A 16,169-nucleotide genomic window follows, 5' to 3' on the forward strand; every position below is an offset into this window, starting at 1 on the left:
CGAGACGCCGATCGGGCGCAGCACTGCGCCAAGTACCTGGATGCCCTAGGGGCGCCCTCTAAGGCTATCGCGGACATCACGATAGCGCAGGCGCCCCGGCGATGACGCAACAATAGCAAGGCGTAGCCCCAGGCTACGGAGAAAGGAGTCCCAATGACCCAACGCGTTGCCATCATCGGCGCGGCTCATCGTTTCCCGAGCGCCCCGACTTCAGAACGTTTCTGGCAAGCGCTCAAGAGCGGCGAAGACCTGGTCACCACAGTCGCCGCGGACCGCTGGGACCATGAGGTCTATCGCCACCCCGACAAGCACCACCCCGGCACCAGCTACACCTTCGCCGCCGGCAGCCTGGGCGACGTCTCCGGCTTCGATGCGGCGTTCTTCGGCATCTCTCCGCGCGAGGCGGCGCAGATGGACCCGCAGCAGCGCCTGCTGCTGGAGATGACCTGGGAAGCGATGGAGGACGCCGGCATTCCCCCGCAGCACCTGCGTGGCAGCCAGTGCGGGGTGTTCATCGGCGTCGCCAGTCTCGACTACTCCTATCGCATGGCCGACGACATGTCGGCGATCGATACCTCGACCGCCACCGGCAACACCTCGAGCATCGCCTCCAACCGTATCTCCTATCTGTTCGACCTCCACGGGCCGAGCATGTCGATGGATACCGCCTGCTCGTCGTCACTGGTCGCTTTTCACCAGGCGTGCCAGTCGATCCGCAGCGGCGAGACCGAAATCGCTCTGGCCGGCGGGATCAGCCTGCACCTGCATCCGTTCGGCTTCATCATCTTCTCCAAGGCGAGCATGCTCTCGCCCACCGGGCGCTGTCAGGTCTTCGATGCCAACGGCGATGGCTACGTGCGCTCCGAAGGCGGCGGCGTCTTCCTGCTCAAGGATTATGACAAGGCGGTGGCCGATGGCGATCGCATCCTCGCCGTGGTCGCCGGCAGCGGGGTCAATACCGACGGCTACAAGAAGGGTCTGACCGTACCCAATGCCGACGCTCAGGTGGCGCTGATGCGCCAGACCCTGGCCCGTGCCGGCCTCACACCGGACGATATCGACTACCTCGAGGCCCACGGCACCGGCACCGCGGTCGGCGACCCGCTGGAGACCCGTGCCATCGGCGCGGCGATCGGCCAGCAGCGGCGCGAGCCGCTGCCCATCGGCTCGGTCAAGTCGAACCTCGGCCACCTGGAGACGGCGTCTGGGGTCGCCGGCCTGGCCAAGGCGATCTACGCCCTGCGTGAGCGCGAAGTCCCGGCGACCATCGGTATCCGCCAGGTCAACCCGCGCATCGATCTCGATGGCTGGAACCTGGAGATCGTCGACAAGCCCCGCCGCCTCAGGGCCGAGGGCACGCTGACGATCGGCGTCAACTCGTTCGGCTTCGGTGGCGCCAACGCCCACGTGCTGCTGCAATCGGCACCCACGCCGGCTCAGCCGGCGGCCGCCGATAGCGCCGCTCGCCGGCTTCCGCTGTGTCTGAGCGCGCGCAGCCCCGAGGCGCTGCGCGAATTCGCCAGCCGGCTGAGCGCCACCCTGGCTAGCCACCCCGAGGCCTTCTACGACACCGCCTATAGCCTGGCTTTCCGTCGCGAGGCCCACCCCCACGCTGCGGTGCTGTTCAGCGCCAGCGCGGAAGACGCGATCACCCGCCTGGATGCCCTGGCCGCCGGCGAGAGTGTTCCCGGCAGCGCCAGCGTCGAACGTGTCGACGACGGCCACGGCCCGGTATTCGTGTATACCGGCAACGGCTGTCAGTGGGAGCGCATGGGACAGACGCTGCTGACGGAGTCAGCGGTATTCTCCGCCGCCATCGATGAGGTGGATGCGCTGTTTCAGCGCCACGCCGACTTCTCCCTGCGCGCTGAGCTCGAGGGCACCAATCAAGCCAACGAGAGTTCAGGCGAGGATCGCCTGGCGCGCACCGAGATCGCCCAGCCGGCGCTGTTTGCGCTGCAGGTGGGGCTGACCCGGCTTTTGGCCGCCGAAGGCGTGCATCCGGCGGCGGTCACCGGGCACAGCGTGGGCGAAGTCGCCGCCGCCTGGGCCTGCGGTGCGCTGACGCTGGAAACGGCGGTCAGCGTGATCTTCCACCGCAGCGCCGGCCAGGGCCGCACCCGCGGCAGCGGCGAGATGAGCGCCGTGGGCCTCGGCGCGGAGGCGATGCAGAGCTGGCTCGCCGCCCCCGAGTACGCCGAGATCGTGATCGCCGGGGTCAACAGCGCCAAGGGCGTGACCCTGGCCGGCCCGGCCGAGGCATTGACGCACCTGGAGAGCGCGCTGACCGCCGAGCGCATCTTCGCCAAGCGCCTGCCGCTGGACTACGCCTTCCACAGCCCCGCGATGGACCCGATTCGCGCCCCGCTGATCGATGCCCTGGGGCACCTGACACCCAATGACGGCGAGCTGGCGTTCTACTCCACCGTCTCCGGCACGCGGCTGCCCGGCCGCGAGCTGGGCGCCGACTACTGGTGGCGCAATATCCGCGAACCGGTGCAGTTCGCTCCCGCCATCGACGCTCTGATCGCCGACGGCGCGCGTACTTTCGTCGAGATCGGCGCCCAGCCGATCCTGCGCCGCTACCTCAGCGACGCCCTTGCCGCCGACGCCCAGCCGGGCTGCGTGCTCGGCACGCTGGCCCGCGGCGACGATGGCTCAAGCGCCGTCGAAGCCAGCCTCGCCGGGCTGCTCGCCAGCGGCAGCGTGTCACCGCGCCACTGGTTCCCGGTGGTCGGCAGCTTCGTCGACCTGCCCCACTACCCCTGGCAGCGCGAGCACTACTGGGTCAGCCCCACCGGCGATGCCCAGGGGCTGATGGCGCGCCATTACGAACACCCGCTGCTCGGCTACCGTCTCGCCCGCCAGGGCTGGGCCTGGGAGAGCCAGCTCGATACCCGGCGCCTGCCGTGGCTGGCCGATCACCGGGTCGGCGAGGCCACGGTGTTCCCGGGTGCCGGCTTCGCCGAGCTGGCGCTGGCCGCCGCCAGCGCCTGGAAGGCCAGCCCGCTGCTGGATATCGAGGCGCTCGAGATCCTGAGCCCGCTGCTGCTCGACGCTAGCCACGGCAAGAAGCTGCTGCTCGAACTCGACGAAGGCGATGGCAGCCTCACCCTGCAGACCCGCGAGCCGGCCAGTGACGATGCCTGGACCCTCAATGCCCGCGCGCGTATCGCCGCCCAGACCCGCGGCCTGCTGCTGAGCCGTCGCGGCGCTGGCCTGCCCCAGCGAGCTCCGGACATCAGCCGCGAACGCCATCTGGCGATGGCGGCCCACGTCGGGCTCGACTACGGCCCCGGCTTTCAGGCCATCGATGCCATCTGGCTCGAGGATGGCCGCGCTCTGGGTCGCATCGACCTGCCGCCGGCGATCGCTGAGGGGCAGCGCGACTGTCTGCTCGCGCCGGGGATCCTCGATAGCGCCTTCCAGCTGTTCATCCCACTGCTGGCCGACGAACTCGCCGCCGCCGGCGGCATGGCCTTCGTGCCGGTACGCCTGGAGCGGCTGCAGCTGCGCCTCGACGCCGCACCGCCGGCGTGGATGGAGGTGCGCCTCACCAGCCGGGCGCCGCACTCGCTGTGCGCCGAAGTCGCGCTCTACGCCGCCGACGGCCAGGCCATCGCCGTGGTCGAGGGCGCACGCTTCAAGGCCGCACGCCTGCGCCATGCCCCCCAGCACCGACTGAGCTATCTCGACCACCGCCTGGTGCCGGCGCCGCGGGAAGCCGCCAGCCTGCCGCTGGATGATGCCAGCGCCGAGCTCGCCCTGAACGAGTTGCAGACGCGCTACCGCGAAGTGACCGGCGGCCGCTACGCCGACGAGGTCGCGCCGCTGCTCGATACACTGGTCGCGAGCTTCCTCGATCAGGCGCTGCGCCCGCATGCCGATGCCGACGGCCAGCTACCCCAGGCCCGCTTCGACAGCGGCGCGGCCGATCTCCGCCAGCGCCGCCAGCACCTGATCGAGCTTGCCGTGGCCAGCGGCGTGGTCAACCAGACCGATGCCGGCTGGCAGCTGCGCGAGGCGGAGGAGATCGACGCCGCCACGATCTGGAATCTGCTGATCCGCGACTACCCCGACTACGCTGCCCTGACTCACAGCGTCGGCCGGCTCGGCCTGCATTTGGCCGAGTGGCTCGACGGCCAGCTCGACGCCGAAAGCCTGGGTCTGGACAGCGCACGCATGACCCGGCTGATCCAGGCCAGTGTGGGGGAACGCGGCTGGTTCGCGCTGGCCGACACCTGGCAGGCGCAGTACCAGCTCTCGCTGCAGCTGCTGCCACCGCAGCAGCGGCTGATCGTGCTCGAGGCAGCGGCATCGCGGCCGCAGCTGGGCGAGCGCCTGCTCCAGGGTATCCCCGGTGATCGCGCGGCGTTCCGCTTCCTGCCCCTGCGCGACAGTGCCCGCCAGGAAGCCGAGGCGCTGGCCGAGCAGGATGCGCGGGTCGAGCTGATCGCCAGCGACGCGGCCGCCGCCGATATCGGGGCGACGGTGGCGCTGATCACTCTCGACGGCACGCGCGAGGAGACCGTCGCCCTGCTGCGTACGCTGCCGCAGCAGCTCGCGGAGGACGCGCAGATCGCACTATTGGCCCAGGGCGACAGCGACTGGCGCAGCTTCCTGTCGCTGGCCCTGGAAGACGACGCCCTGCCGGCGACGCTCACCGAGTTGCGCGAGCAGCTCGACATGCTCGGCTACCGCGGGATCGCCACGCATACGCTGGAGAGCGACCACGGCGGGCTGGTGCTACTGACTGCCCAGCCGCCGCTGACCAGCGCCGCGCTGAGTGATGACAACGGCGAGCGCACCGAACCCGCGCCGGCACACTGGCTGATCCTGGACGACGCCGCCTCGCGGCCTCTCGCCAGCGCGCTGGAAGCGCGCCTGAACGCCCTCGAAGAGACGGTCTCGCGGCGCGATGATGGTGAACCGGCGGCACTGCTCGCCGAGGTCGCCGCGACCCAGGTGGTCGATCTGCGTGGCCTCGGCAACGACGCAGAGACACGCTGCGTGCTCGCCATGCAGTGGTTGCAGAGTCTCGAAGCCAGTGGCAGCGAGGCGTCACTGTGGCTGATCACCCAGGGCGTCGGCTCCACGCTGGGCGCGATGGATACCCTGAGCGCCACACCGGCCGATCGGTTCATACCGCCCGAAGACGCGGCTTTGTGGGGCTTCGGCCGCTCCTTGCAGAACGAGGCCGGCAGCCGCCAGGTGCGGCTGCTCGATCTGCCGGCCAACCCAGCGACCAGCGAAGCGCTGCTCGATGCCCTGCTGTTCGAGCTGGAGATGCCGGATGCCGAGAGCGAGATCGTACTCGACGCCGCAGGCGCGCGCTGGGTGCCGCGTCTCGGGCTCGAGCCCGCGCCGGGCAGCGTCAACGAAGCCGAGCAGCGCGAGATCGGCGCCGGCCATGCGGTCAGCCTGGGCTTCGAACTGCCCGGCCAGCTGCGCCATCTGCGCTGGCAGCCACATACGCTGGCCGCGCCCCAGGCGGGTCAGGTCGAGGTAGCGGTCAAGGCCACTGGGCTCAATTTCCGCGACGTGATGTATGCGCTTGGCCTGCTCTCGGACGAGGCGATCGAGAACGGTTTCGCCGGCCCCACCCTGGGGCTGGAGTTCGCCGGCGAGGTGGTGCGGGTCGGCGATGCCGACAGCCCGCTCAAACCCGGTGACGCCGTGGTCGGCTTCGGCCCGGCGAGCTTCAGCGACCGCCTGATCGCCGACGCCAACGCCGTCGCCGCGATTCCGGCAGAGATCGGCTACGCCGCCGCGGCGACCATCCCCACGACTTTCTTCACTGTCTACTACTCGCTCAAGCATCTGGCTCGCGTACAGCCGGGCGAGCGCCTGCTGATCCACGGTGCCGCCGGCGGCGTGGGCCTGGCCGCGATCCAGATCGGCCGCTGGCTGGGCGCCGAGATCTACGCCACGGTCGGCTCGGCGGAAAAACGCGACTTCCTGCGCCTGATGGGCGTGGAGCGGCTCTACGATTCGCGCAGCCTGACCTTCGCCGAAGAGATCCTGCACGACCTCTCGACAGACAACGGCGGTGATGGCCGCGGGGTCGACGTGGTGCTCAATTCGCTGGCCGGCGAAGCGATCAACCAGAACCTGCGCGTGCTCAATCCGTTCGGCCGTTTCATCGAACTGGGTAAGCGCGACTTCTACGAGAACACCAAGGTCGGGCTGCGTCCGTTCCGCAACAACCTGAGCTACTTCGGGGTCGACTCCGACCAGCTGATGCGTGAGCTGCCGCGTCTGACCGGCGAACTGTTCGGCGAGATGATGGCGCTGTTCGCTGACGGCACTCTGGCCCCGCTGCCCTACACCGCCTTCGGCAGCGACCGGGTGGTCGAGGCCTTCCGCTACATGCAGCAGGCGCGCCAGATCGGCAAGGTGGTGGTCACCTACGAGCGCCCGCCGCAGATCGCCCCGACGCCCGGTGACGACCTCACGCTCAGCCTGGATGCCGCCGCGACCTACGTGGTCACCGGCGGGCTGGGTGGCTTCGGCCTCGCCACCGCCGAGTGGCTGGCCGCCAAGGGGGCGCGCAAGCTGCTGCTGCTGGGCCGCCGCGGCGCCACCACCGAAGAGGCCCAGGCCGGCGTGACACGCCTGCAGGCCGCGGGCGTAAGCGTGCGCGCCGAAGCCTGCGACGTGACCGATGCCGAAGCCCTGCGCGCAGTGCTCGATACCGCCCGCGACACTCTGGGCCCGATCAAGGGTATCGTGCACGCCGCCACGGTGATCGACGACGGCCTGATCCGCAATCTCGACGCCGAGCGGGTGCGCCGGGCGATGGCACCCAAGCTCGACGGCGCGCGTCATCTGGATGCACTGACCGTCGATGACCCGCTCGACTTCTTCGTGGTCTACTCCTCCGCGACAACGCTGTTCGGTAACCCCGGCCAGGCCAGCTACGTGGCCGCCAACCACTGGCTGGAAGCGTTCGGCGCGCAGCGACGCGCCCAGGGCCGCCCCGCCACCGTGGTGCGCTGGGGCGCGATCGAGGATGTCGGCTTCCTGGCACGGCATACTCAGACCCGCGACAGCCTGCAGGAGCGCCTGGGCGGCGAAGCGCTCACCTCGCGTGATGCACTCGACGTGCTCGAACGCATGCTAGTGGCCGATGTCGCCGCGCTCGGCGTGCTCGAGCTGGAGTGGCGCGCGCTGGCACGCTTCCTGCCCACGGCGGAGACGCCGCGCTACCGCGAGATCGCACGCAGCGCCAGCGACGACAGCGGCAGCGAAGGCGACGATGACCTGCAGCAGCTGCTCGCCAGTCTGGAGCCGGAAGCGCTCTACGACACCCTGATCGGTGTCCTCAGCAAGGAACTCGCCAAGATTCTGTTGATCGATGAAGAGAAGATCGACATCCACAAGTCGGTCTACGACATGGGCTTCGATTCGCTGATGGGGGTCGAGCTGGTCACCGCGCTGGAGTCACGCCTGGGTATTCAGGTCCCGGTGATGGTACTCAGCGAGGCCGGCACCTTGGCCAAGCTGTGCGACTATCTGATGCACAAGCTGCGCGGCGAAGGCAACGACAGCGAGAGTGAAGACGAATCGATCAGCAGTCTCGCGGCCCGCCACGGGGTCAGCGAGCTGCAGGATGGGCAAGTAGCCGGAGAGAGCACACCGTGAGTCAGTCCGACACGCTCAAGCAGCGCCTGCTCGACCAGGCCCGCCAGCGGCGCCAGCAGCGCCCGGCGGGTGACGCACCCAGCGCGCGCGCCGCGGGCGCCGGGGTGGACGAACGCTTTACCCGTTTCGACCGCCACCCCGGCTATCAGCAGTTGAAGCTGATGCGCGAAGGTGGCCAGCGGCTGGGTATTCCCGACCCCTTCTTCAAGGTTCACGAAGGCACCGCCGGGGCCACCACTACCATCGGCGGGCGCGAGTGCATCAACTTCGCCAGCTACAATTATCTCGGGCTGGCCCACCACCCCAAGGTGATCCAGGCCGGCATCGAAGCGCTGGAGCGCTACGGCAGCTCGGTCTCGGCGAGCCGCCCGGTCTCCGGCGAGCGCCCCATCCACCATGAGCTGGAGCGCGCCATCGCCGAGACCTACGAGGTCGAGGACGCGGTGGTATTCGTCAGCGGCCACGCCACCAACGTCTCGACCCTGGGCTATCTGCTCGGACCCAAGGACCTGGTGCTGCACGACGAGTACATCCACAACAGCACCCTGGTGGGCGCGCAGCTCTCCGGCGCGCGGCGGATGAGTTTCGCCCATAACGACCCGGCGGCACTGGAAGCCCTGCTGGCACGCCACCGCGGGCAGTTCGAGCGTGTGCTGGTGGTGATCGAAGGGCTCTACAGCATGGATGGCGACGCCCCCGATCTGAAGCGCTTCGTCGAGACCAAACAGCGCCACCAGGCGTGGCTGATGGTCGACGAGGCGCACTCCTTCGCCGTGATGGGCGACACCGGCCTGGGGCTGCGCGAGCACTGCCAGGTCGCGTCAACCGACGTCGATATCTGGATGGGCACACTCTCCAAGACGATGTCAGGCTGCGGGGGTTATATCGCCGGCTGTCGCGAACTGGTCGAGATGCTGCGCTACTTTGCACCCGGCTTTCTCTACAGCGTGGGCATGCCGGCTCAGGTCGCCGCGCCGTCGCTGGCCGCGCTCGCGGTGATGAAAGAGGAGCCGCAGCGTCTGCGTGACCTGCACACCATCTCGGGCTACTTCCTCGAGCAGGCCAAGGCACGCGGTTTCGACATCGGCGACAGCATCGGCGTCGCCGTGGTGCCGATCATCGTCGGCAGCTCGGTGCTCGCCGCCGGTCTCTCCGACGCCCTGCTCAAGCACGACATCAACGTGCAGCCGATCCTCCACCCGGCGGTACCGGAAAAGAGTGCCCGTCTACGCTTCTTCCTCAACTGCGAGCACACCCGCGAACAGATCGACCGCACCCTGGACGCCCTGCAGACCGAGTGGCAAGCCCGCACCGAGCAAGCCAGTTCCAAGTAAGCCGGTTCCAAGTAAGCCAACTCGGCCCTGTGACCGCGGCGCCATGCCGCGGTCGCTCATCTATTGTCGCCTCACCCCGCAGACGCCACCCCACTCAGCAGACGCTACTCTCCAGCCCCCACTCTCCAGACGCTACCTATGGGCGCGAGCGTCGCTAGCGAATGCGCCATCCCTGCGTTTTGCCATCGCCACCTCGCCGCATGAACACCGCCTCCCCTTATCGATTCGAACATAAATATTAGATTTTTATTTTATTTATCACACGGTAGGCTGAACTTTTATCGCTTTTTGCCGATGACAAAACTCATAGACAACGACAGGGAACACAATCCATGCGGATCGATCTCAAGGCGGCCGTGCTCGGCCTTGGCGCACTTGCCGTCTGCCCCGGCGTGACCGCCGCCGGCTTCGGTCTCGCCGAGCTGATCCAGCTCGGCCAGGCGCTACCCGATGCCCAGACTCAGGGTGACATCTCGAAGAAAGACACCCGGGCCAGCCTGAAGTTGAACAACGGCCGCGAGTTCACCATCAGCTCGCCCGACGGGCAGACCTCGCTGGCCAACCTGATCAAAGGCGACCGCGTGACGCTGGATGTCGACGGCAACACGGTCGACTTTTCGACTACCGCCGCAAGCCTCGAGACCGGGTACGACAAGGGCGATCAAGCGGCGGTCTACTCGATCTCCAGCGTGGTCGACTCACGGCCACTGACCCTGAGTTGGGTGGGGGCGCCCGATTCGCTCGCCAGCGCCAACCGTCTATCCGCCACCCTCAACGGCCAGCCTGTCACGCTGGTGCTACCCGAAGGCCAGACGCTGGACGATTTCAAGGGATCGACGCCGATCACCCTGCTGGACGCCAACGGCAATCCGCTGGTCGATGGCCAGTCGCTCAAAGCCCTCTCGTCGAAACGCCTGCTGCGACTCGCCGCGCGCCTGGGGATGCTGGACACCGACATGGCGCTACGCGGCGCCCAGAAGCAGGCGATGGCGCAGAACTTCGGCATTCTCTCCAGTCAGATCGACAGCGCCATGCAGCCCGGCCGCGCATCCACACCAAGCCAGGGGCAACGATTCGCCGCCGGGCGTGGCTTCAACGTCTGGGTGGCAAGCGAAGCGAGCGACCTGGAGGGGCGTGCCAACACCACCGCCTATGACGGCGACGGCAAGGCGGCGTTCGTTGGCCTCGACTGGAAGCACAATGGCTGGCTGCTGGGGCTCGCTGCCGGGCACAGCTCGGTCGATATCACCACCCGCAACCAGGTCGCGCGTGTCGATCTGGGCGGCGACGTGATCGCCCCCTACGCCGCGGTGGCCGTCGACGATGGCCGCTGGGTGTTCGATGCGGTCGGACTCTATCAGTCGCTGGATGGCCGCAGTCGCAACCGTTATCTGGACGGCGACGTCAATCTCGATGGCGAGCGCTGGGGCGCGCGCGGCTCGACGACCTATTATCTGCCGCGTCTGGCCCGGTGGCAGATCGGGGTGACTGCCGGCGGCGCCTACCTCAACGACAAGCTGCAGGGGCGCTATCTGGATACCCAGAGCGATTACGGGGTCGAACTCGGCGAGCTCTTCGGCGGGTTCAAGCTCGGCTACGACCTGCCCCATGGGCAGCTCTACGCCAGCGCCTTGCACTATCACAACATCACTGCCCACGTGGACAGCCGGGTCAACCTCATCGAGGAGGACGATCCCAGCCGCGAGCAGTTGAAGTTGGGTCTCTCGCATGAGCTGGGGCCGCGCTGGAACGTCGACTTTGCCGGCGTCGCCGTCGCCGTCGTCGGCGGCAGCGACACCCGCTATCGCAAGCTGCAGGCGACCCTGGCCTATCGCCTCTAGGTACTTGAAGCGACGACCGGGGAAAGTACTGGGCTTGTCCGAGACATTACTGAGCGCGTCTGAAACGCACAGCGCTAGGTTCTGTACGAAAAGTCAGCGAGCGAAGGCCAGACCGGGGCGCGTAGCTAAGGCAAAAATCGGCGATAAGGCGGAGTTTACGGGGTGTAAATGAGCATTTTGACCGGGCTGGCGATCCAGCCGATTTTTAACGCTGTATTGCCGAGCGCAGGTAGTTTTCGTGCAGAGCCTAGCGAGATCGGGGTGTCAAATCACCCCAATATGCTGATCCGGGCGACTCTGCAGAGTCTGGGCAATATCACCCAGTGCCACCGCCAGCGACTGGCGGCTGATGGTACCCCCCAGGCAGACACGCACCGCTTCCGGCGCCTGCCCGGAGACGGTGAAGGCATCGCTGGGCACGACGCTGATATCGAAGCTGCCCAGACGATGGGCAAAGGCCGCCCGGCTCCAGTGCGATGCCAGGGGTATCCAGATATGGAAGGCATCCGGCTGCCCGCGGAAGCTGCCCTGTGGCAGCCACTCGCCGACCAGCGCATAGCGGGCGCGGGTCTCGTTACGTATCGCCTCCAGCCAGCGCACGGCGACGCCACTCTCGATCCACTCGGTGGCCAGCGTCGCATTCAACGGAGACGCCATCACCGTGGTCGCGCGCAGGGCGCCAGCCAGGCGTCGCGCTTCGGCCTGCCCCGGCGCCACCACATAAGCCAGCCGCAGGCCCGCGCCCAGACACTTGGCCAACCCGGCGATGTAGTAGGTCAGCTCTGGCGCATAGCTCGCCAGCGGTGCCACTGGTTGGCGCGGCAGCGCGGCGTAGGCGTCGTCCTCGATGATCGACACCTGATAGTGCCGCGCCACCTCGGCGATCGCTTCGCGCCGCGTGGGTGGCATCGTGTAGGTGGTGGGATTGTGCAGCGTCGGGTTGCAGTAGAGGGCGCGTGGCGAGTAGCGCGCGCAGGCCGCGGCGAAAGCCTCGGGGTCGATTCCCGCCTCATCGATAGGCAAGCCGATCAGCCGGATGCCCAGTTGACCGGCCACCGCGCGCAGACCGGGATAGGTGAGCGCGGCGCAGCACACCACGGCACCCGGCTCGGCCGCCTTCAACAGCGTCAGAATGGAGAGCAGCGCGCTCTGGGCACCGGGGCAGACCTGCAGCCTGGCTGCGGGCACCTCCGGCCAGTGCCGCGCCAGCCAGCTCGCGCCGGCCTCGCGGTCACGTAGCGAGCCACCGAACTCCTGGTAGCGCAGCAGCTCGGGCAGGCGCGGCTGCAGCGCCGCCAGCCCGGCCTGCATCTGCGCCGCCAGCGCGGTGTCCGCCGGTTCCGGCGGCAGGTTCATGCTCATGTCCGCACCGCGCCGAACTTCCGGCGGAGGCAGCGGCTCACTCGGCCTGACGGGGCGTGACTCGCCCCGCACGTAGCTGCCACTGCCCACCCGGGCCTCGATCAGGCCACGCTCCCGCGCCTCGTTGTAGGCACGGGTCACGGTGGTGAAGTTGATCCCGAGATGCTCGGCGAGCTGGCGCTGGGTCGGTAACTGCTGATTCGGCACCAGACGGCCATTGGCGATATCCTCGGCGATCGCATCGGCAATCGCACGATAGAGCGGACGCGTCGCCAGCGAGAGTCGCGGCAGCCACGGCATGGCGTCCTCGGCCCAGACCGGCATCAGGCGAGATACCGGTTGAGACGACCAATGCGATAGAGATCGTGCAGGTAGAGATCCAGCTTGGCCACCGCGTGGGTCAAAAGGATCACCAGCGCCAGCAGCACCAGGACCACCACGGGGTCGTTCATCCAGGCAAAGGTGGCGCCGGGCACTTCGTAAGCAACGGTATAAAGGCTCAAGCCGCCGAGGAACATGGCGATCAGGCAATCGACCAGCACCACGATCAGCAGGGCCTTGCGCCAGTCGTGCGCCACCGGACGGCCGGTCCACAGCGACAGATAGCGAATCTTCACCCCCTGCTCCAGCACGATGCTCTTGCGCCGGCGCAGCAGCGGCTCGGGGTTGCGCGACAGCGTCTCGTCGCGCTGTGCTGCGCTCACCAACCGCTCGGGAAAGACCCCGCGCAGCGCTGCAAACGCACTCTCCGCCGCGGAAGCACGGCTCGCCCCTTCACGCATCGCCAGCGCTTCGTCGTCGCCGACGTTCTGCGCGTAGTAGATGTCATAAACCTGGTAGACGGCGAACGCCACCCCGATAAAGATCACCGCCAGCACCAGCATTGTCTGGATCATAACGCGCTCCTCGCTCCCATCTCGCCATCACTCTTACCGGGGAGAATCGCAGCGGACACCACCCGGGTCTCATAGACATCGGAATGGTAGCAGTCATACAAAAACCACTCAATACAGGAATAAATACATACAATATTTAATTGTATGCATTGAGATGAAAAGTATGCCCGCATGATCGAGCCGTGCAGGAGAGCGCTTTGTTCGCGAATGGCCAGACGCCCTGGAAGACGCCGGCCATCGATCAGCCGACAGATCACTCAATCAGCGATCAGTTCGGCCTTGACCGGTGTATGCATATCGACGTCGACCTTGACCGTCTTGCCCAGGATCGCGTGCAGATGCTTGGGCGTCAGCCCGTAACCCGGCCGCACGCTGCGCACCGCATCCTCGGTGATGATATCCCCCGCCCGCAACGCCTTGACGAAATAGAGCGAACGGCGAAATTTCACGTTGCCCTGCTCACTCGACTTGCGTCCGTAATCGACACCTCCCAACGCACGCCAAGCCGTTTTAGTATCGCGACAGAGCGCTGCCAGCTCAGCGGGCTCCAGGGAGAAGCTGTCATCGGGCCCGCCGCCACTGCGATCCAGCGTGACATGCTTCTCGATGAGGCTGGCGCCCAGCGCGATACTGGTGATCGCCGTCGTATTGTCGAGCGTATGATCGGAAAGCCCGGTCACCAGACCAAATCGCTCGATCATGTCGGGGATGGTGCGCAGGTTGTAATCCTCAGCCGGCGCGGGATAGCCGCTGACGCAGTGCAGAATGGCCAACTGATCACAGCCCGCCCCTCTGGCGGCATCGACGGCTTCCTGAATTTCCGCCGCATCCGCCATGCCGGTGGAGATAATCATCGGCTTACCCTTGCTCGCCACGTACTCGATCAGCGGGATATCGACCGCCTCGAACGAGGCGATCTTGTATGCCGGCGCGCCCAGCTCCTCGAGCAGGTCGACCGCCGTGCTATCGAAGGGAGAGCTGAACAGCGTAATGCCTTCCTTGCGCGCATGGGCGAAGAGTTCCGGGTGCCACTCCCAGGGCGTATGGGCCCATTCGTACAGCTCATAGAGCGTGCGCCCTGCCCACAGTCCGTCGACGATCCGGAAGTCCATCAGATCGCTCTCCAGGGTAATGGTATCGGGGCGGTAAGTCTGGATCTTGACTGCATCGGCCCCGGCCTGCCGTGCCCGGGTGATGATGCGCTTGGCCTTCTCGATATCTCCGTTATGGTTGGCGGAGACCTCGGCGATCACGTAGGGGGCATATCCTGGGCCGATCTGTCGCCCCGCGATGGAAAAAGAACTCGTGGAAACGGCGCTCATCTCACTTCACCTTCTTGAGGCTGATGGTATAGACATGGCCATGTAGGGCAAAAAAGGCCGGATAACGCTCGGGATCCATCAGCCGGATCTTATTGAACAGGTCAGCCAGCGGCTGATACGGATCGATCTCGCTGTCGGAGGGCGCGCGTCGGCGATAGTAGCTCGGGGTAATCTGCGCAGACTGCGGCGTGGGATGCGCACCGTGGGCGATCAAGCGCAGGGCTTCATCCATCAGCCACAGCTCGGCATCGAACAGTAGCCGGTCGACTTCATCGTGCAGCGCGTCGGCCGCCACGGCGAAGGAGCGCTTGGCCCAGATGGCACCGGTATCGACTTCATCTTCGGCTTCCAGCAATGACACGGTCACTTCCCGCGCGCCTTCCAGCAGCGCCCATATATGCGGGCTCCAACCCCGGCCCAAGGGCAAGTCGCTGGCATGCAGCACCAGCGTATGCCGGTAGCGACGTCTCACCTCGGCATCGATGATCTGGCTGCAGGAGACCAGGAAGAGAATGTCTCCCCCGGTCAACTCGGCACGATCCCGGCAGAGTTGGATCTCATGCTCATCGGCACGCTCTTCGCGCCAGACTCGAAGCCATCGATTGACCGGGTGGCTTTCACTGGTACATAGCAAGGTGATCTGCATAGGGCATCCAGCCGAAGGTGTTATGGCGCTAGCGCAGCTCTCAGACGCTTGACGCCCTCGCCGTCGACGAGCCGAGCTGCGCTCTCGCTCATCCCAGCCAGGTATCGGGCATCCATGACGTGCGTCAACACCAAGGAGAGATCTTCGCCGAGCGCGCCTGAGTCGAGACGGATAGCGGCCCCGGCTCTCTCCAGGGCCGCAGCGATATCACGCTGATTCTCCGCCAGTACCAGCATCAAGGTCGGCAGGCCCAGGCAGCAGCGCTCCCACGAGGTACTGCCCGCCGCACCGATCGCCAGATCGGCCTCGGCCATGCGTCGCGCCATGTCGCTGACGCTGGTGACGACCTCGGTGGGCTGTTCGAGGGTGTCCGCCACGCGCTTCACCACCTCGATCCAAGGCGCGGTGGCACCCATCACGACTGTGATACGGCAGGTTCGCGGCAGCCCGGTATAGCGCAATGCCTGCAACACCTCAGCCGTGACATTGTCCTTGTCTACGCCGCCCTGGCTGATCAGCAGCTGTGACAGCCCCGGCCGGCTATCACGCCTATCCAGACTGGGCCGACGCCACTCGGCGAACTCCGGGCGCAGCAGTGCGTAATCCGGTCCGATCATCAGCTGGCAGTTTGCCGGCACCAGCCCAGCGTAATCCTCTGCCAGCCTGCCCAGGTTCTGATCCAACAGCAGGTCGGCGATGTGCTCACGGTCGGCGAGATCATCGATGATGAGCAGCCGCGTGCCCGACGGACGCACCGCCGACTCCCAGCGCGCATCCAGCGCATAGTGATCAACCACCAGCCAGTCAGGGGCGAGCGGCGCGAGCAGATCCGCGCTCTCGCGGGCGTCCTGCGACCAGTCGACGCCCAGCCAGGCTGCATGGGCGGGCTCACCGGCGCCTTGGCCCGAGTGAGATGTCTCCGCAGCCGCGGGGGCCACTAGCCGCAATACCTCGAACCCCTCGGCTTCGATACGCGCGATCAGATGGCCAGGAAGCTCGCGACACAGGAAACAGCACCGCGCCGCGTGGTGCTCGCGCAGCGCCGTCGCCAGCGTCAGGCAACGCATGACGTGGCCGGTACCGATCTCTAGCGAGGCATCGACGCGAAAAGCAATGTCAATCAA

At 66.9% G+C, this 16,169-nt stretch carries 8 protein-coding genes; 3 read left to right on the forward strand and 5 right to left on the reverse strand.

What is annotated here, in order from left to right; all coding sequences use genetic code 11:
* The first annotated feature begins 153 nt into the window (after positions 1-153).
* The 3 genes from J0A90_RS03075 to J0A90_RS03085 all read left to right on the forward strand — a co-directional run bounded on the left by J0A90_RS03075 (position 154) and on the right by J0A90_RS03085 (position 10,819).
* Positions 154-7,644: a type I polyketide synthase gene (locus tag J0A90_RS03075; RefSeq protein ID WP_233076454.1), complete on the forward strand. Its 7,491-nt coding sequence runs from the start codon at positions 154-156 to the stop codon at positions 7,642-7,644.
* Entirely contained in the window at positions 7,641-8,978 is a 1,338-nt protein-coding gene (locus tag J0A90_RS03080; RefSeq protein ID WP_207036066.1) for an aminotransferase class I/II-fold pyridoxal phosphate-dependent enzyme, read from the forward strand. Before J0A90_RS03075 ends, J0A90_RS03080 begins: the two co-directional genes overlap by 4 nt.
* Before the next feature lie 332 nt (positions 8,979-9,310).
* Positions 9,311-10,819 carry an autotransporter outer membrane beta-barrel domain-containing protein gene (locus tag J0A90_RS03085; protein ID WP_207036069.1) on the forward strand — a complete coding sequence of 503 codons (1,509 nt, stop codon included), beginning with the start codon at positions 9,311-9,313 and terminating at the stop codon, positions 10,817-10,819.
* A gap of 264 nt (positions 10,820-11,083) precedes the next feature.
* Here the strand turns inward: J0A90_RS03085 and J0A90_RS03090 are convergent, their stop codons facing one another.
* The 5 genes from J0A90_RS03090 to pseG all read right to left on the reverse strand — a co-directional run bounded on the left by J0A90_RS03090 (position 11,084) and on the right by pseG (position 16,169).
* Positions 11,084-12,505, reverse strand: a complete 1,422-nt coding sequence (locus J0A90_RS03090; protein WP_207036071.1) for a PLP-dependent aminotransferase family protein — start codon at positions 12,503-12,505, stop codon at positions 11,084-11,086.
* On the reverse strand, positions 12,505-13,077 hold the full coding sequence (locus tag J0A90_RS03095; RefSeq protein ID WP_207036073.1) for a hypothetical protein: 573 nt from the start codon (positions 13,075-13,077) through the stop codon (positions 12,505-12,507). The genes J0A90_RS03090 and J0A90_RS03095 overlap by 1 nt, the downstream gene beginning before the upstream one ends.
* A gap of 257 nt (positions 13,078-13,334) precedes the next feature.
* Positions 13,335-14,399 (reverse strand): pseudaminic acid synthase, encoded by a 1,065-nt coding sequence (pseI, locus tag J0A90_RS03100; RefSeq protein ID WP_207036075.1) that lies wholly within the window; start codon positions 14,397-14,399, stop codon positions 13,335-13,337.
* A gap of 1 nt (position 14,400) precedes the next feature.
* Positions 14,401-15,045, reverse strand: coding sequence for a formyltransferase family protein (locus tag J0A90_RS03105; protein ID WP_207036077.1), 645 nt, complete (start codon positions 15,043-15,045; stop codon positions 14,401-14,403).
* Positions 15,046-15,065: 20 nt separating this feature from the next.
* Positions 15,066-16,169 carry a UDP-2,4-diacetamido-2,4,6-trideoxy-beta-L-altropyranose hydrolase gene (gene pseG / locus J0A90_RS03110; protein WP_207036079.1) on the reverse strand — a complete coding sequence of 368 codons (1,104 nt, stop codon included), beginning with the start codon at positions 16,167-16,169 and terminating at the stop codon, positions 15,066-15,068.

Source organism: Salinicola sp. DM10 (genome assembly GCF_017306975.2).
GTDB lineage: Bacteria > Pseudomonadota > Gammaproteobacteria > Pseudomonadales > Halomonadaceae > Salinicola.